Origin of the sequence: Pseudomonas sp. B8(2017) (assembly GCF_002113575.1) — a bacterium.
Lineage (GTDB): Bacteria > Pseudomonadota > Gammaproteobacteria > Pseudomonadales > Pseudomonadaceae > Aquipseudomonas > Aquipseudomonas putida_Z.
Map to the genome: position 1 here is coordinate 77,324 of NZ_NEIO01000005.1, position 23,666 is coordinate 100,989.

Annotated in this window: 18 protein-coding genes and 2 pseudogenes; 13 read left to right on the forward strand and 7 right to left on the reverse strand. The window is 64.9% G+C overall.

Annotated elements, in window-relative coordinates:
- Positions 1-657: 657 nt before the first annotated feature.
- Entirely contained in the window at positions 658-1,302 is a 645-nt protein-coding gene (locus CAG22_RS10015; protein ID WP_085705413.1) for an MBL fold metallo-hydrolase, read from the forward strand.
- A gap of 108 nt (positions 1,303-1,410) precedes the next feature.
- Entirely contained in the window at positions 1,411-2,121 is a 711-nt protein-coding gene (locus CAG22_RS10020) for an OmpA family protein (protein WP_015268963.1), read from the forward strand.
- Between the two features lie 135 nt (positions 2,122-2,256).
- On the opposite strand, the gene pta is transcribed toward CAG22_RS10020, so the two are convergent.
- Both pta and CAG22_RS10030 read right to left on the reverse strand, forming a co-directional pair.
- Positions 2,257-4,344, reverse strand: a complete 2,088-nt coding sequence (pta, locus tag CAG22_RS10025; protein WP_085705415.1) for a phosphate acetyltransferase — start codon at positions 4,342-4,344, stop codon at positions 2,257-2,259.
- Between the two features lie 31 nt (positions 4,345-4,375).
- On the reverse strand, positions 4,376-4,678 hold the full coding sequence (locus CAG22_RS10030; RefSeq protein WP_015268965.1) for a DUF3565 domain-containing protein: 303 nt from the start codon (positions 4,676-4,678) through the stop codon (positions 4,376-4,378).
- On the opposite strand from CAG22_RS10030, the gene CAG22_RS10035 reads away from it, so the two are divergent.
- A complete protein-coding gene (locus CAG22_RS10035; protein WP_003259610.1) occupies positions 4,677-5,162 on the forward strand; it encodes a peptidylprolyl isomerase in 486 nt (161 codons plus the stop codon). The two genes, CAG22_RS10030 and CAG22_RS10035, sit on opposite strands and share 2 nt — an antisense overlap.
- A gap of 144 nt (positions 5,163-5,306) precedes the next feature.
- Entirely contained in the window at positions 5,307-5,789 is a 483-nt protein-coding gene (locus CAG22_RS10040; RefSeq protein WP_025337716.1) for a glutathione peroxidase, read from the forward strand.
- Between the two features lie 131 nt (positions 5,790-5,920).
- Here CAG22_RS10040 and CAG22_RS10045 read toward each other — a convergent pair whose 3' ends face one another.
- Entirely contained in the window at positions 5,921-7,111 is a 1,191-nt protein-coding gene (locus CAG22_RS10045; RefSeq protein WP_085587377.1) for a glycosyltransferase family 1 protein, read from the reverse strand.
- A 302-nt stretch (positions 7,112-7,413) separates the two neighbouring features.
- Between CAG22_RS10045 and CAG22_RS28960 the strand changes: the two are divergent.
- Together CAG22_RS28960 and CAG22_RS28965 are read left to right on the forward strand one after the other, a co-directional pair.
- A pseudogene (locus tag CAG22_RS28960) lies at positions 7,414-8,013 on the forward strand (PAS domain-containing protein); the annotation flags it as partial.
- Positions 8,014-8,241: 228 nt separating this feature from the next.
- Positions 8,242-8,601 (forward strand): annotated as a pseudogene (locus CAG22_RS28965) (methyl-accepting chemotaxis protein); the annotation flags it as partial.
- Between the two features lie 123 nt (positions 8,602-8,724).
- On the opposite strand, the gene cysZ reads toward CAG22_RS28965, so the two are convergent.
- Positions 8,725-9,453: a sulfate transporter CysZ gene (gene cysZ / locus CAG22_RS10055; RefSeq protein ID WP_085587379.1), complete on the reverse strand. Its 729-nt coding sequence runs from the start codon at positions 9,451-9,453 to the stop codon at positions 8,725-8,727.
- 328 nt (positions 9,454-9,781) lie between these two features.
- Between cysZ and trxB the strand changes: the two genes are divergently transcribed.
- Positions 9,782-10,744: a thioredoxin-disulfide reductase gene (gene trxB, locus CAG22_RS10060; RefSeq protein ID WP_025337720.1), complete on the forward strand. Its 963-nt coding sequence runs from the start codon at positions 9,782-9,784 to the stop codon at positions 10,742-10,744.
- Between the two features lie 162 nt (positions 10,745-10,906).
- Here trxB and nadC read toward each other — a convergent pair whose 3' ends face one another.
- The gene (gene nadC / locus CAG22_RS10065; protein WP_025337721.1) at positions 10,907-11,755 is read right to left on the reverse strand and encodes a carboxylating nicotinate-nucleotide diphosphorylase; all 849 of its coding nucleotides are present in this window, start codon (positions 11,753-11,755) and stop codon (positions 10,907-10,909) included.
- Positions 11,756-11,997: 242 nt separating this feature from the next.
- Here nadC and CAG22_RS10070 point away from each other — a divergent pair, with 242 nt between their 5' ends.
- The 3 genes from CAG22_RS10070 (at position 11,998) to ampE (ending at position 15,878) form a co-directional block, all read left to right on the forward strand.
- Positions 11,998-14,145: a DUF1631 domain-containing protein gene (locus tag CAG22_RS10070; RefSeq protein WP_085705417.1), complete on the forward strand. Its 2,148-nt coding sequence runs from the start codon at positions 11,998-12,000 to the stop codon at positions 14,143-14,145.
- Positions 14,146-14,478: 333 nt separating this feature from the next.
- Positions 14,479-15,051, forward strand: a complete 573-nt coding sequence (ampD, locus tag CAG22_RS10075) for a 1,6-anhydro-N-acetylmuramyl-L-alanine amidase AmpD (RefSeq protein WP_085705418.1) — start codon at positions 14,479-14,481, stop codon at positions 15,049-15,051.
- A complete protein-coding gene (gene ampE, locus CAG22_RS10080; protein ID WP_025337724.1) occupies positions 15,048-15,878 on the forward strand; it encodes a regulatory signaling modulator protein AmpE in 831 nt (276 codons plus the stop codon). The genes ampD and ampE overlap by 4 nt, the downstream gene beginning before the upstream one ends.
- Positions 15,879-16,004: 126 nt before the next feature.
- On the opposite strand, the gene CAG22_RS10085 is transcribed toward ampE, so the two are convergent.
- Positions 16,005-16,781: a TatD family hydrolase gene (locus CAG22_RS10085; RefSeq protein WP_085705419.1), complete on the reverse strand. Its 777-nt coding sequence runs from the start codon at positions 16,779-16,781 to the stop codon at positions 16,005-16,007.
- Between the two features lie 2 nt (positions 16,782-16,783).
- Complete coding sequence (gene cra, locus CAG22_RS10090; RefSeq protein ID WP_025337726.1) at positions 16,784-17,779, reverse strand: catabolite repressor/activator; 996 nt, start codon at positions 17,777-17,779, stop codon at positions 16,784-16,786.
- 284 nt (positions 17,780-18,063) lie between these two features.
- Here cra and ptsP point away from each other — a divergent pair, with 284 nt between their 5' ends.
- From ptsP to CAG22_RS10105, 3 genes are read left to right on the forward strand one after another with little or no spacing between them, the layout of a single operon-like run.
- Complete coding sequence (ptsP, locus tag CAG22_RS10095) at positions 18,064-20,916, forward strand: phosphoenolpyruvate--protein phosphotransferase (RefSeq protein ID WP_085587387.1); 2,853 nt, start codon at positions 18,064-18,066, stop codon at positions 20,914-20,916.
- Positions 20,917-21,864: a 1-phosphofructokinase gene (pfkB, locus tag CAG22_RS10100; protein WP_085587389.1), complete on the forward strand. Its 948-nt coding sequence runs from the start codon at positions 20,917-20,919 to the stop codon at positions 21,862-21,864.
- Positions 21,861-23,600, forward strand: a complete 1,740-nt coding sequence (locus CAG22_RS10105) for a PTS fructose-like transporter subunit IIB (RefSeq protein ID WP_085705420.1) — start codon at positions 21,861-21,863, stop codon at positions 23,598-23,600. The genes pfkB and CAG22_RS10105 overlap by 4 nt, the downstream gene beginning before the upstream one ends.
- Positions 23,601-23,666 lie beyond the last annotated feature (66 nt).

Consider the following 23,666-nt stretch of genomic DNA (forward strand, 5'->3'; position numbering starts at 1 on the left):
TGTGGTCTCTGCTATGCAAGCCCTAGAAAAAGTCGCTTATGTATCAAGGTCATTCTGCTCCAAGGTAATCCCAGCAGGTGGCATCCACTCCGGGGAGAGATCGCTGGTTTGGCGCTGACATCGATAGACTTCTACGCTCGCATGTTGGGTTGTCAAGAGATTGAAATACAAGACCCTATTGAGGGCGCAATGTCAGTTTATGAGGCGCTTGGCTTCACCTGGACCGCCGAGGGTCGGCTTGTGATCCAGGTTGATCCCTAATAACATCGATTGCGTCGATCAAGCTTTTGGGGGTAACCATGCGATCCAAAACGAGACAGGTAGAATTGCTTGCCATTGCAAGATTCGAAGCTGAAGCCAGACGTCTTGCTGGTCGAGTCTCCAGTAACCAGCTGCGGTTCCTGCAGGTCGCGAAGGCGAAGGGGGCAGAGCTTGAGCCCGCAGGCCCTCTGGCAGGAATCCCGTCCTGAACGACAGCACGTCAGGCCCTGGGATATGCGCCTTGCTGCACACTCGTATTAGTCTGAAAGCCGGCCTATTGGCCGGTTTTTCGTTTGCCTCAGGGGGCAGCTTGTAATCCCGGCGACCTGCCTGCGCTTGATTGAATATATAGACTCGACGCTTTTAGCGCGCTGCGCTTTCCTCATGAGAACGTCAATGATCCAACCCCCGTCTTCACTCATCCGCGAAACCTTCCCTGTAGGTCCCCTGCAATGCAACTGCACCCTGATCGGCGACCCGCTTACCAAAAAGGCCATCGTCGTCGACCCGGGCGGTGACCCGGACAAGATCCTTGCTCGCCTGCTGGCCCACGGGCTGACGCTGGTGAGCATCATCCACACTCACGCTCACTTCGATCACTTCCTTGCCTCGGGCAAGCTCAAGGAATTGACCGGCGCAACGCTGCACCTGCACAAGGACGACCAAGCGCTGTGGGACAACCTGGAAATGCAGTGCCAGATGTTCGGCGTGCCCTACACCCCGGTACCTGCGCCAGACCGCTGGCTGGGGGATGACGAGGAGCTGGCCTGCGGTTGTGGCGTGGCCCTGCATACGCCAGGCCACACGCCGGGCTCGATGAGCTTCTGGTTTGCCGATGCCAAGCTGCTGATCGCCGGCGATACCCTGTTCCGCCGTGGCATTGGCCGTACCGATTTGTGGGGTGGCGACCAGCGGGCTATCGTCCGTTCGATCAAGGAGCGGCTGTACCGGCTGGACGAGGAGGCCATCGTGGTGACCGGCCACGGGCCTGATACCCGCCTGGGCGACGAAATGCGCGAAAACCCCTTCGTGCGTGCCTGATGGCACATGAAGGCACTTTCATGGAATTTTTTGTTGCCGTTGCAATCCAAGGCTGGCATAGATCCCTTTATGATCTGCCGCATTCATGAATTCAGTAGGAGCTTGTCCATGTTCACCATGCGTCGTCTGATTATCGTCGCAACCGCCGCTGCCCTGATGACCGGCTGTGCCGGGCAGAACCCTTATGACAGCCAGGGGCAGGCGCAGGGCTCCACAGGGATGAGCAAGACCGCCAAGTACGGCGGCCTGGGCGCGCTGGCCGGTGCTATCGCCGGTGCCGCCATCGACCACAACAACCGTGGCAAGGGTGCACTGATCGGTGCCGCCGCCGTAGGTGCCGCCGCAGCCGGTTATGGCTACTACGCCGACAAGCAGGAAGCCGAGCTGCGCGCGCAGATGGCCAACACCGGCGTGGAAGTGCAGCGCCAGGGTGACCAGATCAAGCTGATCATGCCGGGCAACATCACCTTCGCCACCGACTCGGCCAACATCGCGCCAAGCTTCTATTCGCCGCTGAACAACCTGGCCGGCTCGTTCAAGCAGTTCAACCAGAACACCATCGAAGTGGTCGGTTTCACCGACAGCACTGGCAGCCGCCAGCACAACATGGACCTGTCCCAGCGCCGTGCGCAGGCGGTCAGCACCTACCTGACCTCGCAGGGTGTGGATGCCTCGCGCATCACCGTACGTGGCATGGGCCCGGACCAGCCGATCGCGAGCAACGCCGACGCCAATGGTCGCGCGCAGAACCGCCGGGTGGAAGTGAACCTGAAGCCGATTCCGGGTCAGCAGTATGACCAAGGGCAGGTTCAGCAGTAAGGCATCAATCCTGGGGCCGCTTTGCGGCCCATCGCCGGCAAGCCAGCTCCCACAGGTACTGCACAAGGCTCAAGGGCTATGCAAATCCTGTGGGAGCTGGCTTGCCGGCGATGGGCTGCAAAGCAGCCCCAGCTTTTAGCCCACCACGCTCGCCTGAATCGCCGTCAGGGCAATGGTATGCACGATATCGTCAACCTGAGCCCCGCGCGGCAAGTCGTTCACCGGCTTGCGCAACCCTTGCAGCATCGGCCCCAGGCTGACCCCGTCGGTGCTGCGTTGCACCGCCTTGTGGGTCGTGTTGCCGGTATTCAGGTCAGGGAACACGAATACCGTCGCCCGCCCGGCTACCGGGCTGCCCGGCGCCAGCTCCCGTGCAATCGCCGGGTTGGCCGCCGCGTCATACTGCAACGGCCCGTCGATCAGCAGCTTCTGCGCCGCGCCCTGTGCCAGGCGGGTCGCTTCGCGCACTTTCTCGACTTCCTCGTCGCTGGCCGAATCGCTTGAATAACTGATCATCGCCACCCGTGGCGCGATGCCGAAGGCCTGCGCCGATTCGGCACTCTGCCGGGCGATCTCGGCCAGTTCGACAGCACTTGGGTGCGGGTTCATCACGCAGTCGCCGTACACCAGCACCTGCTCGGGGAACAGCATGAAGAACACCGACGACACCAGGCTCGAACCCGGCGCGGTCTTGATCAGCTGCAGGGCCGGGCGGATGGTGTTGGCGGTGGAGTGCACCAGGCCCGAGACCAGGCCATCCACTTCGTCCAGGGCCAGCATCATGGTACCGATCACCACCGGGTCTTCCAGTTGCTGCTCGGCCATTGGGGCATTGAGGTTCTTGCTCTTGCGCAGCTCGACCATCGGCTCCACATAGCGCCCGCGAATCACCTCGGGGTCCAGTATTTCCAGGCCCGGCGGCAAGGTGATGCCCTGGGCGCGCGCCACGGCATCGACATCCTCGGGCTTGGCCAGCAGCACGCAGCGGGCAATGCCGCGGGCCTGGCAGATGGCCGCTGCCTGCACCAGCAGCGGCTCGGCGCCTTCCGGCAGGACGATGCGCTTGTTGGCCTGCTGCGCCCGCTGGATCAGCTGGTAGCGGAACACTGCCGGCGACAGGCGCAGTTCGCGCGGGGTGCCGCAGCGCTGGTGCAGCCAGGTGGCGTCGAGGTGGCTGGCGACGAAGTCGGTGATGAATTCGGCGCGCTCGCGGTCGTCCACCGGGATTTCGCGGTTCAGCGAGTTGAGCTGGTTGGCGGTGTCGTACGAGCCGGTACTAACCGACAGGATCGGCAGGCCGGCCTGCAGGGCGCCGCGGCACAAGCCCAGGATGCGTGGGTCTGGCTTGCCGTCACTGGTCAGCAGCAGGCCGGCCAGCGGTACGCCGTTGATCGCCGCCAGGCTGACGGCGAGGATGATGTCGTCGCGGTCGCCCGGGGTCACCACCAGGGTACCCGAGGTAAGCAGCGGCACCGTGTTGGCCACGGTGCGCGCGCAGATGATGATCTTGCTCATGCGCCGCTGCTCGTAGTCACCGGCATTGAGCACCTGGGCACCGAGCAGGTCGGCCACGTCACGGGTGCGCGGGGCGTTCAGTTCGGGCTGGTAGGGGATGCAGCCCAGCAGGCGGAAGTCGTTGCCGCGCAGCAGCGGCGAGTGTTCGCGCAGGCGGGTGGAAAAGTCCGCCATGCTTTCGTCGGTGCGCACCTTGTTGAGGATTACCCCGAGCACTTTCGGGTCGCGCGGGCCGCCGAACAACTGGGCCTGCAGTTCGACCCGGCCGGACAACTCGCTGAGCACTTCGTTTTCCGGTGCAGATACCAGTATCACCTCGGCATCCAGGCTCTTGGCCAGGTGCAGGTTGACCCGCGCCGCATAGCTGGCGTGGCGCGTAGGCACCATGCCCTCGACCACCACCACGTCGTTGCCGATGCAGGCTTGCTGGTACAGGCGGATGATTTCTTCGAGCAACTCGTCCAGCTGGCCATCGCCGAGCATGCGCTCGACGTGGGCCAGGCTCAGCGGCACAGGGGGCTTGATGCCGTGGGTGCGGGCGACCAGCTCGGTGGAGCGTTCGGGGCCGGTGTCACCCGGGTGGGGCTGGGCGATCGGCTTGAAGAAGCCGACCTTCAGCCCGGCGCGCTCCAGGGTGCGCACCAGGCCCAGGCTGATGGAGGTCAGGCCGACACCGAAATCGGTCGGCGCAATGAAAAATGTCTGCATGCGTGCTTCTCGAAATAAGCGGTGCAAGAAATTAACGGCCAAGGGTAGCGCTATCGGCCCCTTGTGCGCACCAGCCGCAAGCGAAAGGCTGGCCGATGCGTTGCGCGCGCTGGGCCGGGTCGAGCACCCAGGGGCGTGCCTGCCACGGCGGCTGGTGGCGCAGGTGCTGGGTGTGGCCGCAGGACAGTTCGGCCACCCAGTGGCCCTCTTCGTCCTGGTGGAAGCCGGTGATCCGACTGATGGGCCGTTGCTCGTCCGCAGTGCGTTCGCAATCGGGCGATGGCTTGGTTACACTTGTCCGCTCTACATACTTTTGCAAAAGGTCTTGCCCCATGCTGATCGCCGCCAACAAGGCTGTCTCCATCGACTATACCCTGACCAACGACGCCGGGGAGACCATCGACAGCTCCGCCGGCGGTGCGCCGCTGGTTTACCTGCACGGTGCCGGCAACATCATCCCGGGCCTGGAAAAAGCCCTGGAAGGCAAGCAGGCCGGTGACGAGCTGAACGTTTCCATCGAGCCGGAAGATGCCTACGGCGAATACCTGGCCGAGCTGGTCAGCACCCTGAACCGCAGCCTGTTCGAAGGTGTCGACGAGCTGGAAGTGGGCATGCAGTTCCACGCTTCGGCGCCGGATGGCCAGATGCAGATCGTCACCATCCGCGACATCGACGGCGACGACGTGACCGTCGACGGCAACCACCCGCTGGCCGGCCAGCGCCTGACCTTCCAGGTCAAGGTAGTCAACGTGCGTGATGCCAGCGACGAAGAAATCGCTCACCGTCACATCCACGGTGAAGGTGGCCATCACCACTGATTTTCTGCGCTAAGCTCAGAAAGTCGCCAGGCGCTCGGGCAAGCCGATTTGCCTTCCTACGGGAGGTGGACGGTTTGGACGAGCGCCTTTTTAGTGGGCGGAATTCACCTGCGCGGCAACCGGGAACCTGAGAGGGGATTCATCATGAGTGCATTTCACGACCTGAAACTGGACGCGTTGAACGGCGGGGAGCTGCCCCTCGCACCGTTCAAGGGCCAAGTGGTGCTGGTGGTCAACGTTGCCTCCAAGTGTGGTCTCACGCCGCAATACAAGGCCCTGGAGAACCTCTACCAGGTTTACAAGGACAAGGGCTTCAACGTGCTTGGCCTGCCGTGCAACCAGTTTGCCGGCCAGGAGCCTGGCAGCGAAAAGGAAATCCAGGAGTTTTGCAGCCTCAACTACGGGGTGAGCTTCCCGCTGGGTGGCAAGCTGGAGGTCAACGGGCCGCAGCGCCACTCGCTGTACCGCCTGCTGGCGGGTGAGGGGGCGGAGTTCCCGGGGGACATTACCTGGAACTTCGAGAAGTTTCTGGTGGGCAAGGACGGGCGGGTACTGGCGCGTTTTTCGCCGCGCACGGCACCGGATGATCCGGCGGTGGTACAGGCTATCGAGAAAGCCTTGGCCTGAAGCGCCTAGCGCGGTTTCTCTGTAGGAGCGGCCTTGTGTCGCGATCGGGCCGCATAGCGGCCCCCGGATATCAGCATTGTCGCAACTATCGAGGGGCTGCTCTGCAGCCCGATCGCGACACAAGGCCGCTCCTACACAGATCGCGTAGCACCCAGCCTCGAAGCTGGTGAAGTCGCAGCCTGGTTCCGGGCTGCATGCAGATACCCCTCGAACTGCTCGACAATCGCCGGCCAGCCCTGGCGGCTGGCATGCTTTCGCGCATTCAGGCGCACCCGCCGTAACGTCTCTTCTTCCTCCAGCAACCAGCAGGCTGCATCGATGAAAGCCGCCTGGTCCCCCGGCATGGCCAGCGCACCGCTATGGCCATGGCGAATATGCTGCGCGGCGGCCGCCTCGTCATAGGCGACCACCGCCAACCCCGAGGCCATGGCTTCGAGCACCACATTGCCAAAGGTTTCGGTCAGGCTCGGAAACAGGAACAGGTCACCGCTGGCATAGTGTTCGGCCAGTAGCTCGCCTCGCTGGGCGCCGCAGAACACGGCATCCGGTACCTGCTGTTCGAGGGCGGCACGCTGCGGGCCGTCACCCACCATGATCAGGCGCAGGCGTTTGTGTGGATAAGTTTTCTGCAGGGCCTCCAGGCTTGGCCGCAGCAAACCCAGGTTCTTTTCTGCCGCCAGCCGCCCGACGTGCAGCACGGCGATGTCGTCCGGGCCGAGCCCCCAGCGTTCCCGTAACACGGGGCTGCGCCGGGCCGGGTTGAACAGGCAGGCATCGACCCCCCGGGCCAGTAGCTCCAGGCGTTCGAAACCGCGGCGTTCTAGCTCCAGGCGCTGACTGAGGCTGGGTACCAGGGTGGTCGCCGTGCGCCGATGGAACCAGCGCAGGTAGTTGGTGAGCAGGCGCGTCAGCAGGCCCAACCCGTACTGGCCGGAATACTGCGGGAAGTTGGTGTGGAAGCCGCTGACCACCGCTACCCCCAGGCGCCGGGCCGCGCGCAGTGCGCTGAGCCCAAGCGGCCCCTCGGTGGCGATGTACAGCACATCCGGGCGCTGCCGGCGCCAGCGGCGCAACAGCTTGTGCATCGACACTTCGCCCCATTGCAAGCCCGGGTAACCAGGCAGGGGCCAGCCACGGCACAGCATCAGGTTCGGGTCGTTGTGCAGGGGGGCTTCACCGGCCTGGCGCGGGCGCACCACTTCGATCTCATGGCCGCGTTGGCGCAACCCTTCGCTGAGCCGGCCAAGGGTATTGGCCACGCCGTTGATCTCGGGTGGGAAGGTTTCGCTGACCAGGGTAATGCGTAGGGCGGGTGTATTCATGACAAAAAGTGTCCGCCTGCTGGATTGCGCCAATGTGACTGCCATGTGACGTACAGATGACGCCTGATCGGCGACGCTTTTCGCCTTGTGAATTTTTCCTTGCAAGGATGCTCAAGAGGGGGCACCGGCAGCCGATGAAGATGCATTCGACGATGCGCTCCAGGAGAGCGGTGATGTTCAACAACAAGCTCAAGCAAGAAATCCGGCAATTGCGCGAAGACCTGATGTCCATCGAACAGGTCAAGAGTAGCCTCGACAGCGAGATGCTGGTACTGCAACTCGACCCCCAGGGGCGGATCGAGATGGTCAACGGCAACTTCGAGAGCGAGATGCTCTACCGTGCCGAACAATTGCTTGGGCGCAACATCGAGGACATCGTCCCCGCCCATGTGAAGACGCTGGATTTCTACCAGCGCATGAAAGGCGCGATCAGCCGCGGTGAACACCTGAACGGTGCATTCCGCCTGCTGCGCGGCAATGGCCAGGAGGCCTGGTTACGGTCGATCCTGCAGCCGGTCAAGAACAGCGAGGGGCGCATCAAGTATTTCACGCTGCACTCCAGCGACCTTACCCGCACCATCGAGACCTCCCGCGAGCACGAAAGCCTGATCAAGGCGCTGATGCGTTCCACCGCCGTGATCGAGTTCGATCTCGATGGCACCGTGCTTACCGCCAACGAACGCTTCCTGGCCACCGTCGGTTACCGCCTGGAGCAGATCCGTGGCAAGCATCACCGCATGTTCTGCGAGCCGGAGGAGGCCAACTCGGCCGGCTATCAGGCGTTCTGGGACAAGCTGCGCCGTGGCGAGTACGTTGCCGACCGCTTCAAACGTATCGATGCCCATGGCCGGGTGGTCTGGCTGGAGGCTTCGTACAACCCCATCTTCGATGCCCATGATGTGCTGTACAAGGTGGTCAAGTTCGCCACCGTCATCACCGAGCAGGTCAACCAGGAGCAGGCGGTGGCCGAGGCGGCGGATGTTGCCTACAACACCTCGCTGGGTACCGATGCCAGCGCCCGCAAGGCCACCGATGTGGTCACGCAGAGCGTCAGCGTGATGCGCGGGCTGGAAGCGTCGATGCAAGAGGCGGCAGAGGGCATCCAGGCGCTGGATACCCAGTCGCGGGTGATTGGCTCGATCATCAAGACCATCAGCGACATTGCCGGGCAGACCAACCTGCTGGCGCTGAACGCGGCCATCGAAGCGGCCCGCGCCGGCGAGCAGGGGCGGGGGTTTGCCGTGGTTGCGGATGAAGTGCGCCAGCTGGCCTCGCGCACCAGCACCGCCACCGAGGAAATCGCCCGGGTGGTGCAGCAGAACGAGCAACTGGCCCAGGCGGCAGTGGCGATCATCGACACCAGCAAGCGCCAGGCCGAGCAGGGGCTGGCACTGGCGGACGAGACAGGGAGCGTGATTGTCGAGATCCAGGACGGGGCCAAGCGGGTGGTGGATGTGGTGGGGCAGTTTTCCAGCCGGTTGGGGCAGTAAGAGCGTCACCCAGTTTTCAATGCCTGCGCGTTTCCTGTGGGAGCGGGCACGCCCGCGAAACAGGCGCCGCGGTGGATGGCACGGGCTTCGCCCGTGTTCGCGGGCACGCCCGCTCCCACAGGATCAGTTCCGTTCCCGCACCCAGAACAACGTGGCCCCGGCCACCGCCGCCGGCATCATCAGCACGTTCACCAGCGGGATCATCAACGCCAGGTAGGTAATGCCGCCAAAGCCCAGGCTCTGCCAGCGTTTCTGGCGCAGCCAGGCGAGCATGTCCTGCCAGCTCATCTTGTTGTTGTCCGCCGGGTAGTCGATGTACTGGATAGCCATCATCCACACCCCGAAGATCAGCCAAAGCGGCGCCGCCACCACGTTGACCACCGGGATCAGCGACAGGATGAACAGGCCGATTGCCCGTGGCAGGAAGTAGCCCAGCTTGCGCATTTCACGGCCGAAGGTCCGTGGCACCATGGCCACCAGTTCGCCCCAGCTGAACGCCGGGAAGTTGTCCTGCCCACGCACCACCACCTCGACCTTTTCTGCCAGGAAACCATTGAAAGGCGCGGCAATGATGTTGGCTACCAAGGTGAAGGTGAAGAACACCATCAGCACCAACAAGGCAACGAACAGCGGCCAGAGAATGTAGCTGAGGAAGCTCAACCAATCCGGCAGCGTCGGCATCAGGGCATCAAGCCAAAGGTCGAATTGATGCCCGGCGAAGTAGATCAGGCCGCCGAACAGCAGCAGGTTAACCGCCAGCGGCAGCAGCACGAACAACCGCAGGTTGGGGCTCAGCACCAGTTTCAGGCCTTCGCGCAGGTACTGGGGGCCAGAGAGGACAGGGGCTTGCATCGAGAGACTCCGCAGAGAAGGAAACGCGCTGACCTTACCGAGTTTGCCGCGCCGACGAAAGGCGGGCAGCGGGCGGGAAACGGGCTGTAACAAAAGCAGCAGGGCTTGGCTATCGATGAAATCGCTGAATAGACGATGCCTATGAGGTGGATTGTCGAAGGATATTTCCTTAATCTTTGCGACCTCGCTACAGTGCGCTCAACTTTCCGCTTTCTGGGCCTGCGCGTTGTAGCCTTCCCCAAGTGCTGCGTGGGTCCTTTTTAATTTTCCTGCTGGCGCAGCCGGTACACCGATGCCGGCCCTGCGGCCCGCTCGACAGGAGTTCGACATGTCTGAAGTACGTCATTCGCGCGTCATCATTCTCGGTTCCGGCCCTGCCGGTTACAGCGCCGCGGTGTATGCCGCCCGTGCCAACCTCAAGCCGCTGCTGATCACCGGCATGCAGGCCGGCGGCCAGCTGACCACCACCACCGAAGTCGACAACTGGCCGGGCGACCCCCATGGTCTGACCGGTCCGGCCCTGATGCAGCGCATGCAGGAGCACGCCGAGCGTTTCGAAACCGAAATTGTCTTCGACCATATCAACGCCGTCGACCTGGCCAACAAGCCCTTCACCCTGCAGGGTGACAGCGGCAAGTACACCTGCGACGCGCTGATCATCGCCACTGGCGCCAGCGCCCGCTACCTGGGCCTGCCGTCGGAAGAAACCTTCATGGGCAAGGGTGTTTCGGCCTGCGCCACCTGCGACGGCTTCTTCTACCGCAACAAGCCGGTAGCCGTGGTGGGCGGCGGCAACACTGCCGTGGAAGAGGCACTGTACCTGGCGAACATCGCCAGCAAGGTGACCCTGGTACACCGTCGCGATACTTTCCGCGCCGAGAAGATCCTGGTCGACAAGCTGCACGCCCGTGTGGCCGAAGGCAAGATCGAGCTCAAGCTCAACGCCACCCTGGACGAAGTGCTGGGTGACAACATGGGCGTGACCGGTGCGCGCCTGAAGAACAACGACGGCAGCAGCGACGAAATCAAGGTCGACGGCGTGTTCATCGCCATTGGCCACACCCCGAACACCTCGCTGTTCGAAGGCCAGCTGACCCTCAAGGACGGCTACCTGGTGGTCAACGGTGGCCGTGAAGGCAATGCCACCGCCACCAACGTCGAGGGCGTGTTCGCCGCCGGTGACGTGGCTGACCACGTTTACCGCCAGGCCATTACCTCGGCCGGTGCGGGCTGCATGGCGGCGCTGGATGTCGAGCGTTACCTGGACGGGCTGGCCAACGCTTCGTTCTGATTCTGAATCGCCGGGGCTGCTGCGCAGCCCATCGCGACACAAGGCCGCTCCTACAGGGATATGCGATCCCTGTAGGAGCGGCCTTGTGTCGCGAAAGGGGCGCAAAGCGCCCCCAAAGAAAAAACCGGCCGTGAGGCCGGTTTTTTCATGCCTGCGATCAGCTCACAGGCTCAACCGCATCGACAGGTCCACCGCCTTCACATCCTTGGTCATTGCACCAATCGAGATGTAGTCCACCCCAGTCTCGGCAATCACCCGCAAGGTCGTCTCGTTGACCCCGCCACTGGCTTCCAGCTTGGCCTTGCCCGCGGTAATGCGCACTGCTTCGCGCATCTCCTCCAGGTTCAGCTCGTCGAGCATGATGATGTCGGCACCTGCGGCCAGTGCCTGGCGCAGTTCGTCCAGGCTTTCCACTTCGATTTCCACCGGCTTGCCCGGCGCAATGCGGTGCGCCGCCGCCACGGCCTCGGCCACGCCGCCGCTGGCTGCGATGTGGTTTTCCTTGATCAGGAAGGCGTCGTACAGGCCGATGCGGTGGTTGTCGCAACCGCCGCAGGTCACTGCATACTTTTGCGCCAGGCGCAGGCCCGGCAGGGTCTTGCGGGTGTCCAGCAGGCGCACCTGGGTGCCTTCCACCAGGTCGGCCAGGAAGCGCGCACGGGTGGCGACCCCCGACAGCATCTGCAGGAAGTTCAGTGCACTGCGCTCACCGCTGAGCAGCGAACGCGCGGGGCCCTCCAGATGGAACAGCGGCTGGTTGGCCGTGGCGCGCTCGCCATCGGCCACCTGCCAGTGCACGGCCACGCGCGGGTCAAGTTGGCGGAACACGGCGTCGACCCATGCGGTGCCTGCGATCACGCAGTCTTCGCGGGTGATGATGGTCGCCTTGGCCAGGCGCTCCGCCGGGATCAGCTGCGCTGTGATATCGCCACTGCCGATGTCCTCCAACAGCGCACGGCGCACGTTGGCTTCGATTTCAGCGGTCAGGTCGGCAAGGCGTAGGTTCGGCATGGTCGGCTCCACAAGCTAGATGCCGGCGATTATAGGGCAGCGGGCCGGTGTGTACAGTCGCCTTGGCGATGACCTTTGGTCGGCCGGTGTGAGCAAGCGGGATAAATCAGGGTCATTAGCCAGCCAGTGAAACGGCGCTGGCAGCTGTGCGGGTTTTTACCGATAATGGTGACCAGTATTTGGCGTCATGACTTTGACGATCTTCAGCCCCTTCGGGCGAGACACCCTGCAAGGAGTACAGGATGCAAAAAGAAGGCAAGGTGGTGCCCTTGGCGGCAGCCATCGATCGAGGCGGGCGTGCGCCTCTGCCTTGCCTTCCGGTGTTGCTCCTGCAGGTGCGGGACAAGGCCGCCTTGCAGTTGCGTCAGGGCCTGCAGGATTTGTTCGACAACGCCGACGACACCCTCTTCGAGATGGCCGACAAGGCCTTCGACCGCAGTGACCAGAACCTGTACTTCGAGGCCATGCGTGACCTGCGCCTGAAGCGCAAGAGCATCGAGCGCGGTTTTCTCGACACGTTCTATGATGCCTTTGCCCGTATCGGCCAGGTCGACCTGCTGGCGCACCTGGTCGAGCCGGGCAACCTGCGCAGCAAGGCCCAGGTGGAGCGGGCCGCCGCGATCGAAGGCATGGTCGCGCGGGTGCTGTCACGCGACGGCATTGCCCTGCAGCAACTGGGCCTGCGCTTGCAGGTACTGCTCGACCGCCCCCTGCACGAGCAGCACAACCCGCTGGGGCCCGCAGCGCTGTGCGGCTACTTCCTCGACGCTGGCCGCAACCTGGGGGTTGGCCTGCGGGTCAAGCTGGTCCTGCTGAAACTGTTCGAGCGCTATGTGTTGCGCGATGCCGATGTGATCTATGGCGAAGCCAACCAGTTGCTGGCCGCTGCCGGTGTGTTGCCCGAGTTGCCAACGGCACCGCGCCGGCGCGCCGAAGACCGGCGCATGAACGCACGACGCGGGCCGGCGAACCTGGGGCACGAGGTGGGCGCGGACGCGGCAGGGCAGGCTTTCTTTGCCTCGTTGCAAACACTGCTGGCCCCGGCGCGCGGGCAGTTCGCGCCTCGTTTGCAGGCGGTGGCCGCCGCCCAGCCAATCAGCACCGCCGACCTGCTGCGCCTGCTTTCGCATTTGCAGCACTACGTGCCCGCTACCCACGAGGCCGATGATTTCGAGCTTGGCCAACAGCTAGAACAACTGCTGCTACGGGTCAGCGTGCGCAGCGGCACACGCCGGCGCATCGACGTGGCCGACGAGGACATGATCAACCTGGTTGGGCTGCTGTTCGCCTTCATCCAGAACGACGACAACCTGCCGGCCAGCCTGCGTGCGCTGATCGGGCGCCTGCATATTCCGCTGCTGAAGGTAGCCCTGCTGGACAAGGGGCTGTTCAGTCGGGCCAGCCACCCGGCCCGCCGCCTGCTCAACGAGATCGCTGGCGCGGCAATCGGTTGGGAATGCGGCAGCGACGGCATGCGCGACAGCCTGCACCTGCGGGTGGAGCGTATCGTCCAGCGCCTTCTCAATGATTTTGCCGAAGATGCCAGCCTGTTCGCCGAACTGCTCGAAGACTTCCTCGCTTTCAACCAGGACGAGCGGCGGCGCAACGAGCTGCTTGAACAACGTACCCGCGACGCCGAAGAAGGGCGTGCACGAGCCCTGCAGGCCAGGCAGCAGGTGCAGCATGCACTCAACCAGCGGCTACGTGGCCGGTTATTGCCGCAGGTGGTGGTACAGATGCTGGTGCAGGCCTGGAGCCAGGTACTGCTGCTGGCCTGGCTCAAGCAGGGCGAGGCATCCCAGGCCTGGCGAGACGCCTTGCAGACGATGGACACGCTGCTGGCCAGCATCACCCCGCCGCACGAGCCACATACCTTGCTGCAGCAGGTACCGGGCCTGCTCAAGGCACTTCGCGATGGCCTGTCCAGCGTGGCCCTGGATTCGGCAGCGACCCGCGAATTCTTCCTGCAACTGGAGCAGCTGCACCTGCGTGCTTGCGCAGGTACCGCGATGCAGTCCGGTGGTGAGGGCCAACCCCTGAGCGAGGTGCTGGTGGACGAGGACATCGTCTTGGCGATTGCTGAAGAACCCGCTTGTGCTCCGTTGCAGTTTGCCGACGGGCAGGCTGTGGCGCTGCGCCAGGTGCAGCGCCTGCGTATCGGTACCTGGGTCGAGGTGCTGGACGAGGACGAACCGTTGCGTTGCAAACTGGTGGCGCGCATCGACAGCAGCGACCGGCTGGTGTTCGCCAACCGCACCGGCATGAAAGTGCGCGAATGGAATGGTGCCAGCCTGGCCCAGGCACTGCACCGAGGCGACGTGCGAGTGCTGGATGACGGGCTGTTGTTCGAGCGGGCGCTGGAGGCGGTGCTCGACAGCTTGCGCCGGTAGGAGCAACTGCCCTGCGCAAAACCTGCAAGCACGCCCAATTTTTGTGGGAGGTCACTCAGTCCTTCGTGCTGCGCTGTTGCATAGAGAGCCGAGTTGGCAGGCAGTTCGCTTACTCTGTGGGAGCGGGTTCACCCGCGAAGAATCCAACGCGGTGCTTGGCACCGGCTGCGCCGGTGTTCGCGGGTGAACCCGCTCCCACAGAGACCCCGTTGAATCAATAATTTATGTGCAGCTCTATGAGAGTGCCGCCGGGATTACATTCATTCACATGCAAACGCCGTTGGTCGCAGGGCATACTGTTGACCTGTTCACGGCGTTTTCAGGATCTGCCCCATGCAATTGGACCGTGCCACTGGCTGGTTCCACGGAATCGGAATCACCCACTGCCCCTCGCCGAACTTCAATACCCGCCCCGAAGGCGAATCGATTTCCCTGCTGGTGATCCACAACATCAGCCTGCCGCCTGCCTGCTTCGGTACCGGCAAGGTCCAGCAATTCTTCCAGAACTGCCTGGACCCCGACGAACACCCCTACTTCGCCAGCATCAACCACCTGACCGTGTCGGCGCACCTGTTCGTCGAGCGTGACGGTGCGGTGACCCAGTTCGTGTCGTTGCTCGACCGCGCCTGGCACGCCGGTGTGTCGTGCTTCGACGGGCGTGAAGGCTGTAACGATTTCTCCATCGGCATCGAACTGGAAGGCACCGACGATCTGCCTTATACCGATGCCCAGTACAGGGTGCTGGAGCAACTTACCCGGCACATCCGCGATGCCTGGCCGGCCATCGACCTGAGCCGCATCCAGGGCCACAGCGACATTGCCCCGCAGCGCAAGACCGACCCCGGCCCGGCCTTCGACTGGCCGCGCTACCGACAGGCGCTGCAGCAAAACGAGGACAAGGCATGAGTTTTCTGGTGTTGTTGCTGGCGCTGTGGGTCGAGAAGTTCTCGGCCCTGCGCCATCAGGTGCAGCGCGATGGGTTCTTCCTTGGCGAACTGGTGCGCCTGGAGCGCAGCGGCAAGGTGCACCCGTGGTGGACGCTGGCCATCCTGGTACTGGCACCGGTAGCGCTGCTGGTGTTGCTGCTGCATGTGCTGGACCCGGTGGCGTATGGCTTGCTGGCATTGCCGGTGCACCTGCTGGTGCTGATCTACAGCCTGGGCCGCGGCGATGCCAAGGCATCGTTGGGGCCGTTCCGCGATGCCTGGCGGCGCGGTGATGACCAGGCCGCTTTGCATGTGGCCGAGCGCGACCTGGGGCTGGCGGCCGACGAACCGCACAGCCTGTTGGTGCGGGTGCAGGGCAACCTGCTGTGGCAGGTGTACCAGGGCTTTTTCGCGGTGATCTTCTGGTACTTCGTGCTGGGCCCGGGTGCCGCGCTGGCCTACCGCCTGCTGGCGCTGTGTGGCGAACACAGCAAGCAACCGACGTTGAAGGCTCGTGCCGAGCAGCTCAGGCATATCATGGACTGGCTGCCGGTACGGGTGCTGGCCTTGAGTTTTGCCCTGGTCGGCAACTTCCTCGCGGTCACGCGAGTGATGCTGCACGAGGTGCTCAACTGGCACATCAGCGCCGCACACCTGGTGGCCCGGGTCGGGCGCATTGCCGATGACATTCCCGAGGAAGAGGACAGCCAGCGCGGGCTGGGGCGGCTGGACAGCCTGTGGGAGCTGCTGCTGCGCTGTGCGGTGCTGTGGTATGCCGGGTTTGCGCTGTGGACGGTGCTTGTCTGAACTGGCTCGCTGGCTTCTTCGCGGGCTTGCCCGCTCCCACAGGTACTGCGCCGGTCTACGATTTGCGCGGTCCCTGTGGGAGCGGGCAAGCCCGCGAAGAGGCCCATGCAGGTGCCAGCACTTCAGCTACCAGCCAAACAACTCGCAAGCATTGCGGGTGCTGGCTTCAGCCAGCTCCGCGACTTCCACACCCATCACCTGTGCCAGCGCCTCGGCGATCTCCGGCAGGTGCTCCGGGCTGTTCCTCACCCCGGGGAACATGACCGGCGCCATGTCCGGCGCATCGGTCTCCAGCACCACGCTGTCCAGCGGCAACCGCGCCAGGGTCTTGCGCAGCCGTAGGGCCTGCGGCCAGGTACCCGCACCGCCAAGCCCAAGCCGGAAGCCCAGCTTGATGTACTCGCGGGCCTCTTCGAAACTGCCGGCAAACGCATGTATCACCCCCGCCCGCGCCGGCTTGAAGCGCTTGAGCGTGGCGATCACCTGCGCATGGCTGCGGCGCACGTGCAGCAGGGCGGGCAGTTCGAAGTCGCAGGCCATCTGCAGTTGCGCTTCGAACAGCTCCTGCTGGCGGGCCTTGTCCAGGTCTTCGAGGTAATAGTCCAGGCCAAACTCGCCCACGGCACATAGCCGTGGGTCACCGTGCAGGCGCTCCAGCCACTCGCGCAGCTGCGCCAGGTGCTCCGGGCGATGCTGGTCAAGGTAGATCGGGTGCAGGCCGAGCGCGGCGAACAGGCGCTGGTCGGCACAGGCCAGGTCCCACACCCGCTGGAAATTCGCCTGGTACACCCCCAGCACCACCATCCGCTCAACCCCGCGCGACGCCGCGTTGGCCAGCAGGCGCGGGCGGTCGGCGTCGAAGTCGGGGAAGTCCAGGTGGGTGTGGGTGTCGATCAGGTGCATGTTCAGGCCGCTGTAATGCGTTGCTTGAACGTTCGACCGACGGCATGCACGCCAGGTTCGTAGCGTTTGTCCTCGATCGCGGCCAGTGCCAGTTCCAGGGCGGTGGCGGCAATCAGGCCATGCTGCTGGGCCATGGCATTGACTGGCAGCGGCAGGAAGTCGAGCAACTGGTTGTCGCCAAACGTACCCAGCTGCAGCTGGCGTGAGTCGGCAGGGCGCGCCTGTAGGGTATCGAACACCCCTTGCAGCAGCACGTAGGAGGTAGTCACCAGGGCATCCGGCAGGCCGCCAAGGTCGTCGATCAACTGCTGCATCAGGCGCTGGCCGCACTCACGGCTGAACGCTTCGCCCTGATAGCGGCGAACTTCGCCGGCATAGCCTTGCAGGGCTTCGTCGAAGCCGCCGGCACGTGCCTGGCTGACCGACAGCTCGGGGCGTGCGCCGATCAGTGCGATGCTGCGCGGGGCGGCGCTCAGCAGGCTGGCGGCCAGTTGGCGGCTGGCGTCGCGGTCGTCGCTGATCACCGAGCAGAAGTGCGCCGGGTCCAGGCGGCGGTCGATGGCGATCACCGGCAGGCCTTTGTCCTGCAGTTCGCGGTAGCTGTCGTCCTCTGGCGGCAGGCAGCTGGCGACGAACAGTGCATCGCAACGGCGGGCGCGGAACAGCTGCTGCAACTGGCGCTCGCTGTCGGGCTGGTCGTCGCTGCTGGCGATCAGCAACTGGTAGCCACGGGCGCGGGCACCTTGTTCGAGCTGCTTGGCGATGCGGGCGTAGCTGGGGTTCTCCAGATCCGGGAGAATGAAGCCCAGGGTGCGGGTATGCCGGCTGCGCAGGCCAGCGGCCTGCGGGTTGGGGGTGAAGCCGTGGGCCTCGACCACCGCGCGTACCCGTTCGACAGTGCTGTTGCTGATGCGCTGCTGTTCGGCCTTGCCATTGATGACGTAGCTGGCAGTGGTCACGGACACACCGGCCAGACGGGCGATATCGCTGAGTTTCACCGAATTTTCCTTGTTATTACCGGGGCTGGCTGTGAGCCCTGACCGGGTAGTTTGACCCGGCGAGGGCGCCACGCGCAGACGACCATTGTCGCAATTGTCCGACAGGATGGGGCTTTTTCCTCGGCAGATTATCGAGTAACGTGGCCGTCTGGTCAGATTAATCGTTTCAGCTGCCGAATTTTCTGCCTCGGCTGCCATCCGTGCAAGGCTGTTGAACTGGCCGTTCAAGTGAATTTCACAACAATACTCCAGTACCCGACCGGGAACTGCAAAAGGAGAAGGTCATGCTCGAGCTCGCCAAGGAGCAGATAGCCATGGGCCAGAAGGCCGCCGACAAGGCCGAGGCATTGCGCCTGCTGGCCGACCGGCTGGTCGCCGATGGCCTGGTCGCCGAGGGATACCTGCAAGGGCTGCAGGCCCGAGAGGCACAAGGCTCCACCTTCCTTGGGCAGGGCATTGCCATCCCCCATGGCACGCCGCAGACCCGTGACCTGGTGTACGCCACCGGCGTACGCCTGTTGCAGTTTCCCGAGGGCGTGGACTGGGGCGATGGCCAGATGGTCTACCTTGCCATCGGCATCGCCGCCCGTTCCGACGAGCACCTGCGCCTGCTGCAACTGCTGACCCGCGCCCTGGGCGAGACCGACCTGGCCGAAGCATTGCGCCGCGCCGGTTCCGCCGAGGCGTTGCTGAAACTGTTGCAGGGCGCGCCGCAGGAACTGGCGCTGGATGCACAACTGGTCGGCCTGAACCTGGCTGCCGAGGACTTCGATGAGTTGGCCTGGCGCGGTGCCCGCCTGTTGCAGCGCGCCGACTGCGTCGACAGCGGTTTTGCCGCCGTGCTGCAGCAGGCCGAGCCGCTACCGCTGGGCGAGGGCCTGTGGTGGCTGCACAGCGAGCGCCAGGTGCGCCAGCCGGGCCTGGCCTTCATCACCCCGCAGCAGCCGCTGCGTTACCGCGACCAGCCGCTCAACGGCCTGTTCTGCCTGGCCAGCCTCGGTGCTGCCCACCAGGCCTTGCTCGAACGCCTGTGCGAAGTGCTGATCGAAGGCCGCGGGCAGATGCTCTACCAGGCCACCAGCAGCCGCGCGGTGCTGGAAGTGCTGGGCGGTGAGGCGCCGGCGGACTGGCCCAGCGCGCGGGTCGTGCTGGCCAACCCGCACGGTTTGCACGCCCGCCCGGCAAAGGTATTGGCGCAACTGGCCAAAGGTTTCGAGGGGGAAATCCGTGTACGCCTGGTCGACAGTGCACAGCCAGCGGTGTCGGTGAAGAGCCTGAGCAAGCTGCTCAGCCTCGGCGCCCGACGTGGCCAGGCGCTGGAACTGGTGGCTGAGCCAGCCATCGCCGCCGATGCCTTGCCGGTGCTGCTGGCCGCCATCGAGCAAGGCCTGGGCGAAGAGGTGGAGCCACTGCCACAGAGCGCGGCGACTGCAGCCGGCGCAGCGGCTGAAGTGCTGCAAGCGCCCGCAGCTGGTAGCCGCATCCACGGCGTGGGTGCTGCGCCCGGCATTGCCAGTGGCCCGGCGCATGTGTGTGTCGAGCGTGAGTTCGACTACCCCCTGCGCGGCGAGTCCTGCGCCCTGGAGCGGCAGAAGCTGCGTGAAGCCGTTGCGACTGTCAATGGCGAGCTGCAGGCCTTGGTCCAGCGCAGCGACAAGGCCATTGGCGAAATCTTCGTCACCCATCAGGAGATGCTCGCCGACCCGGCCCTGACCGATGATGTGGAGCAGCGCCTGGGCCAGGGCGAAAGCGCCGCGGCAGCCTGGATGGCAGTGATCGAGGCGGCGGCGCGCCAGCAGGAGTCGCTGCACGATGCCTTGCTCGCCGAACGCGCTGCCGACCTGCGTGACATTGGCCGCCGCGTGCTGGCGCAGTTGTGTGGCGTTCAGGCCCAGGCTGAACCCGAGCAACCCTACGTGCTGGTGATGACCGAAGTCGGCCCGTCCGATGTCGCCCGGCTGGACCCGAGCCGCGTCGCCGGTATCGTCACCGCCCAGGGTGGCGCCACCGCCCACAGCGCCATCGTCGCCCGTGCCCTGGGCATTCCGGCGGTAGTGGGCGCGGGGGCGTCGATACTGCTGTTGGACAGTGGCACGCCATTGCTGCTCGATGGCCAGCGTGGCGTGGTCAGCGTGGCGCCGCCGGCGGATGAACTGCAACGGGCCCTGGCCGAACGCGACCTGCGCGAGCAGCGCTTGCAGGCCGCCTGGGCCAAGCGCTTCGAGCCGGCGGTCACGCGTGATGGTCACGCGGTCGAGGTGTTTGCCAACATCGGCGAGAGCAACGGCATTGCCAAGGTAGTGGAGCAGGGCGCCGAAGGCGTGGGCCTGCTGCGCACCGAGCTGATTTTCATGGCCCACACCCAGGCCCCGGACGTAGCGACCCAGGAAGCCGAGTACCGCCGCGTGCTCGATGGCCTCGGCGGGCGCCCGCTGGTGGTGCGCACCCTGGATGTCGGCGGTGACAAACCGCTGCCGTACTGGCCGATCGCTGCCGAGGAAAACCCGTTCCTCGGTGTGCGCGGCGTACGCCTGACCCTGCAGCGCCCGCAGGTGATGGAGGACCAGCTGCGCGCCTTGCTGCGCGCGGCCGATCAGCGCCCGCTGCGCATCATGTTCCCGATGGTCGGGCAGGTGCATGAATGGCGCGAGGCGCGTGCCATGGTCGAGCGCCTGCGCGCCGAGATCCCGGTAGCCGACCTGCAGCTGGGCATCATGGTCGAAGTGCCCTCGGCAGCGCTGCTGGCACCACAGCTGGCGCGCGAAGTGGACTTCTTCAGCATCGGCACCAACGACCTGACCCAGTACACCCTGGCCATCGACCGTGGTCACCCCAGCCTCTCGGCCCAGGCCGACGGCCTGCACCCGGCGGTGCTCAGCCTGATCGACATGACCGTGCGCGCCGCCCATGCCCGTGGCAAGTGGGTGGGCGTGTGCGGCGAGCTGGCGGCCGACCCGCAGGCGGTGGCCGTGCTGCTGGGCCTGGACGTGGACGAACTCAGCGTCGCCGCGCGCAGCATTGCCGAAGTCAAGGCCCTGGTCCGCCAGGCCGATCACCAGACGGCCCGCGCCCTGGCGCGCGAGGCCCTGCAACAGGACAGCGCCGCAGCGGTTCGCGCGCTGGTGGAGCGTTACTGAATGGCCAAGATCCTCACCCTCACCCTGAACCCGGCGCTGGATATCACCATCGGCCTGGATACCCTGCGCCCGGGGCAGGTCAACCGCAGCCAGGAGCAGCACAGCCACGCTGCGGGCAAGGGGCTGAACGTTGCCCAGGTACTGGCCGACCTGGGGCACAGCGTCACTGTTGGCGGCTTCCTCGGGCGTGACAACCTGCAGCCCTTCGAGGCGCTGATCGACTGGCGCGGCTTCGTCGATTGCTTTGTCCGCGTACCGGGCGAAACCCGCAGCAACATCAAGCTGGTCGAGTCTGATGGCCGTGTCACCGACATCAACGGCCAAGGCCCGGAAGTCGACGAAGCGGCACGCAGTGCATTGCTGCGCCGCCTGACGCAGATTGCCCCGGGCCACGACGCGGTGGTGGTGGCTGGTAGCCTGCCACGTGGGATCAGTGCCGACTGGTTCCGACAGTTGCTCGAACAGCTCAAGGCGCAAGGCCTCAAGGTGGCCCTGGACAGCAGCGGCGAAGCCCTGCGTGCCGGCCTGCAGAGCTCGCCCTGGCTGGTCAAGCCAAATACCGAAGAGCTGGGCGAGGTGCTTGGCCTGGCTGTGGATAACCCGGCGCAGCAGCGCGCTGCTGCCGAGCGCCTGCTGGCCAGTGGCGTCGAACACGTGGTGGTGTCGGCGGGCGAGCAGGGCGTCAGCTGGTTTACCCATGACCATGCCGTACATGCTTGCCCGCCCAAGGTGCAGGTCGCCAGCACGGTGGGCGCAGGTGATTCGCTGGTGGCCGGCATGGTCCACGGCCTGCTGCAGGGCGAAGCTCCGGCGCAGACCTTGACCCGTGCCACCGCGATCGCAGCACAGGCTGTTACCCAGGTTGGTTTCGGCATCCGTGACCGCGAGCAACTGGCGCGTCTGGAAGCCGCCGTGCAACTGACAGAACAACAAGAGGGTTGCCGATGAACATTGCCATTGTCACTGCCTGCCCCAACGGCCAGGTGTCGAGCGTGCTGAGCGCGCGCTTGCTGTCCGCCGCTGCCCAGCGGCGCGGCTGGAGCACCAGCGTCGAAGTGCAGGATGCCGGCCACCCTGAGCGGCAACTGAGCGCCGCGCAGATCGCCGAGGCCGACTGGGTGCTGGTGGTCAGCACCGGCCCGGTGGACCTGGCGCGTTTCGTCGGCAAGCGCGTGTACCAGAGCACGCCGTCCCAGGCTTTGGCCGACCGCGAAGGCTTCCTCGATGAGGCGGCGGCCAATGCCCGGCTGCTGGCCGCTGTGCCCGGCCTTGCGGCCGAAGCTGGCAACGCAGGCGCACGCATCGTCGCCGTCACGGCTTGCCCGACTGGCGTCGCGCATACATTCATGGCCGCAGAAGCCTTGCAGCAGGCCGCGCAGCAACTGGGCTACCAGCTCACCGTCGAGACCCAGGGTTCGGTCGGTGCGCGCAACCCCTTGTCCGCCGAAGCCATCGCCGCAGCCGATGTTGTGCTGCTGGCCGCCGACATCGAAGTGCCCACCGCGCGTTTCGCCGGCAAGCGCATCTACCGTTGTGGCACCGGTATCGCCCTCAAGCAGGCCCGTGCCACCCTGGACAAGGCCTTGGCCGAAGCCAAGGTGGAAAACAGCAGCGATGCTGCAGCGGCGAGCACGCCAGCGAAGGGCGAGAAGACCGGGGTATACAAGCACCTGCTCACCGGCGTGTCGTTCATGCTGCCGATGGTGGTGGCTGGCGGCTTGCTGATTGCCTTGTCGTTCGTGTTCGGTATCGAGGCCTATAAAGAACCGGGCACCTTGCCGGCGGCGTTGATGCAGATCGGCGGCGAGGCTGCATTCAAGCTGATGGTGCCGCTGCTGGCGGGCTATATCGCCTGGTCCATCGCTGACCGCCCGGGGCTGGCGCCCGGCATGATCGGCGGCCTGCTGGCCAGCACCCTGGGCGCCGGTTTCATCGGTGGTATCGTCGCCGGCTTCCTCGCCGGCTACAGCGCCAAGGCCATTGCCCGCTGGGCGCGCCTGCCCAGCAGCCTGGAGGCACTTAAGCCGATCCTGATCATTCCGCTGCTGGCCAGCCTGTTCACCGGCCTGGTGATGATCTACGTGGTCGGCCAGCCGGTGGCGGCGATGCTGGAAGGGCTCACGCATTTTCTCGACAGCATGGGTACCACCAATGCCATCCTCTTGGGCCTGTTGTTGGGCGGCATGATGTGTGTCGACCTGGGCGGGCCGATCAACAAGGCCGCCTATGCCTTCTCGGTGGGGCTGTTGGCCTCGTCGAGCTATGCGCCGATGGCCGCGACCATGGCCGCCGGCATGGTGCCGCCGATTGGCCTGGGTATCGCCACCCTCCTGGCCCGACGCAAGTTTGCCCAGAGCGAGCGTGAAGCGGGCAAGGCGGCCCTGGCGCTGGGGCTGTGCTTCATCTCCGAAGGGGCGATTCCGTTTGCCGCCAAGGACCCGCTGCGGGTGATCCCGGCCAGCGTGGCCGGCGGGGCATTGACCGGGGCATTGTCGATGTACTTCGGCTGCAAGCTGATGGCGCCGCATGGCGGCCTGTTCGTGCTGCTGATCCCCAATGCGATCAACCATGCGCTGCTGTACTTGTTGGCGATCGTGGCGGGTAGCCTGCTGACGGCGGTGGTGTATGCGGTGATCAAGAAGAGCGAGCGGGTGGAGTTGGCGGTAGCGCCGGTGAAGGGTTAGAGATTTCAGCGGGCCTTACTGGCCTCTTCGCGGGCACGCCCGCTCCCACAGGGTCACTGCAAGCTT